This is a genomic window from Thiolapillus sp. (assembly GCF_048562965.1).
GTDB classification, from domain to species: domain Bacteria; phylum Pseudomonadota; class Gammaproteobacteria; order Chromatiales; family Chromatiaceae; genus Thiolapillus; species Thiolapillus brandeum_A.
In genome coordinates this window covers 5132-7870 of record NZ_JBHNMF010000127.1, presented here as the reverse complement: position 1 = coordinate 7870, position 2739 = coordinate 5132, and the positions used below count along the sequence as shown (strand labels likewise).

Below are 2739 nucleotides of genomic sequence, written 5' to 3'. Positions count from 1 at the left end.
GACGGCAGTACTGCTCTTCGCCAGACTCTCATACGTGCCGTTTACCAACAACCGGGCCGAACGTGACCTGAGAATGAGCAAGGTCAAACAGAAGGTGTCGGGGTGCTTCCGGACAAGAAAGCACGCCGAAGCCTATTGCCGCATCTCCAGTTACCTGCAGACCATGGCAAATCAGGGATACAATCCGCTGGTCGCCATTCAAATGGCCTTTTCGGGACAGCTCTATGCTGATAGGGGTGAGTAGTTACAAATCAATAGCTTATTATCATGCCCACGCTAACCGGCATTGGGATACAGGGGCTTGAGCACCCCCTCTTTGGCATCCGGCTTTTTCTGCGCTTCACCATGCCGCAGAGCTTTCATACCAGACTCGATCTTCTCACCGTCCCAGGCAACAGCCGGGTCGGCATACAGGTGACGGCTCAGGTTCAGCAGCTCAACCGAAAGAGGAGCATCCACCCTGTCAGCCATGGCTTCCAGGCTCCTGGGCGTCTGCTCCGGCCATAAACCGGGGGCCAGTTCCAGCAGGGAGGCCCGCACAGCTGCCGCATCGCCCGCCTGAACCGCCTGGTGCAATTGCCGCCACAGCCTGCTCATGTTCGGAACAGAAGCCGTCTTCTCTTCCGGCATCACCCTGGAACCTGCAGCCTTTCTGCTGCGCACATACAGCACCAGCGTGAGCAGCCACAGGATCGCCAGTATGGCATTGCCGGCAATCAGCCAGGTATTGATCCCATCCCCCCCGGGCTTCGCCGTCACGGCCACGGCCGCCGGGGAAACGCTGTTTCCGGGAGCCTTCGGCGGCTGCTCTGCCGAAGAAACCGGCGCAGCGGCAAGGGGCGTGGCCGCCACAGGTGGCGGCACGTTCTGCACTGCACCTGTCACTTTCAGCATTCTGGGCGCCAGGCGGGCCGTCTGCTCGCTGCCGGTAACGCTGTTCCACCACTTCAGTTCCACAGCCGGCAGTTGATAATCGCCGGGATGGGTGGGAATGATGGCGAACTTGCGCGAACTGGTGCTGAGAATGCCTTTGTCCGTTGCCTGCTCCTTGTTCACCGGGTCATCAGGGTAGATTCTCAGCCCCTGGATCTGCGGCAGGGTCAGTTCAGGCAGCTGTCCCAGGGTCACACCATCAGCCACGATGGCGAGGGTGCGGGTCACCGGCTCGCCGGTTTTCAGATCTTCAGGCGCATCAGACCAGCTTTCCTGCAGCTGCAAATCCCTTGCCACCAGCCAGCGCTTGCCATGAAAAGCAGGTGGGATCGGGCGTACATCCAGGCTCAGCGGCTTGCTGCGCACCATCTTGTTGCGATAACTGCGGCTGGAAAAGAAATCATCGAAAAAAGGATCGTTGAAACTGCCAAAGGGCGAACGCTGCTTCTTGCTGCCTGCAGGTATGCGCAGGTTCAGGCTCAGGGGGTCCATGCTCAGCTCACCGCTCTTCTGCGGAAACAGGGCATAACGGCGTTCGATCACCTGCCATGACTGGCCGTCCCTCTGTTTCTCGTAACGCCGGTCCTCTCCCAGCTTCTGCACCAGTACCTCCCCGCCACGAAACTGGGGATCTGAAAGACTGGCTTCCTTCCACTGAATGCGGCTGAAGATGCGCACGGTCAGTATTACCTGCTGCTGTACCCAGGGCTTGTTCTGGTCGACACCCACTTCCATGAACACCGCTTCGCCCGACGCGGCTGCAGGCGTTTTCCCGGTTGTTGCATCCTGCACACGCAGCTTGAGCACCGGGCTGACATCCTTGCCGAAACTCACCGAGGGCACGGTCAGCTCACCACTGCGCCGGGGCAGGACATTGACCAGATAGCGGGTGGTACGGGATGCCTTGCCGTTGACGATGCTGATGTTGCGGGACTGACTGGTACCCAGCACTTCAAAATCCTGCTCCAGAGGTGAAAAGTCCGGGCTGCCATCCGGTTCGCCATCGACGGTGAAGATCAGCTGAAAGGTTTCATCCACGGCGACCGGACTGTGATCGGTTTTCACACTGATCTGCGCGGCCTGAACCCAGCTGCCAAAAAGCAGCAGCAAAATGACCATGACCGCACGGGCGGTTGTCTTGGTGGGCTTACCAGGGTTGTTGTTGCGGGACATCATATTGCTTTCTCTGATAGTAGTACTTGAATTTGCGACGCAGCAGGCCACCCGGATCATCAGGAATACGCCGTAACCACTGTTCCCGGGAAAGGCGCTGCTCATCCATGGGCTCTTCCTGGCCGATGGCCTGTACGGGCATTTGATCCTTTTTTTCCTGTTGCTCTGAAGACTGTTCTTCAGCCTGCCTGCCTTTCATGGCCTTGTGTTTTTCCTCGGCTTTTCTTTCTTCCTCGGCCCGTGCCGCTTCTGCAGCTTTCCTGGCCTTTTCCTTTTCTTTCTGCTCCTTTTCATTCAGCGGTGAGCCGGCCTGTTGCTGCTTCTCGCCCTGAGACCGCTCCTCCTGATTTTTTTTCGCAGCCGAGGAACTTTTCTGTTCCTGGTTTTCCTTGTCTGACTGCTGATTCTGCTGATTCTGCTGATTCTGCTGATTCTGCTGATTCTGCTGATTCTGCTGATTCTGCTGATTCTGCTGATTCTGCTGATTCTGCTGATTCTGCTGATTCTGCTGATTCTGCTGGTTCTGCTGGTTCTGCTGGTTCTGCTGTTGCTTCTGTTTCTGCTGTTCGAGCAGCTTTTTCAGCAGATCACGATTGGCCCTGGCATCTGCCAGTTCAGGATTCTGCTTCAGTG

At 57.4% G+C, this 2739-nt stretch carries 3 protein-coding genes; 1 reads left to right on the top strand and 2 read right to left on the bottom strand.

The genetic code is table 11. The features are described from left to right. On the top strand, positions 1-244 hold a 244-nt coding region (locus ACOCD2_RS08665; RefSeq protein ID WP_419582775.1), incomplete at its 5' end, for an IS66 family transposase. 32 nt (positions 245-276) lie between these two features. Here ACOCD2_RS08665 and ACOCD2_RS08660 read toward each other — a convergent pair. Next, positions 277-2106 (bottom strand): BatD family protein, encoded by a 1830-nt coding sequence (locus ACOCD2_RS08660; protein ID WP_294031203.1) that lies wholly within the window; start codon positions 2104-2106, stop codon positions 277-279. After that, on the bottom strand, positions 2081-2739 hold a 659-nt coding region (locus ACOCD2_RS08655; RefSeq protein ID WP_419625678.1), incomplete at its 5' end, for a hypothetical protein. The genes ACOCD2_RS08660 and ACOCD2_RS08655, both read right to left, overlap by 26 nt.

What these genes read in the sequence shown, in the direction of transcription:
- ACOCD2_RS08660 (WP_294031203.1), bottom strand. Translation starts at nt 2,106, where the DNA reads ATGTCCCGCAACAACAACCCTGGTAAGCCCACCAAGACAACCGCCCGT.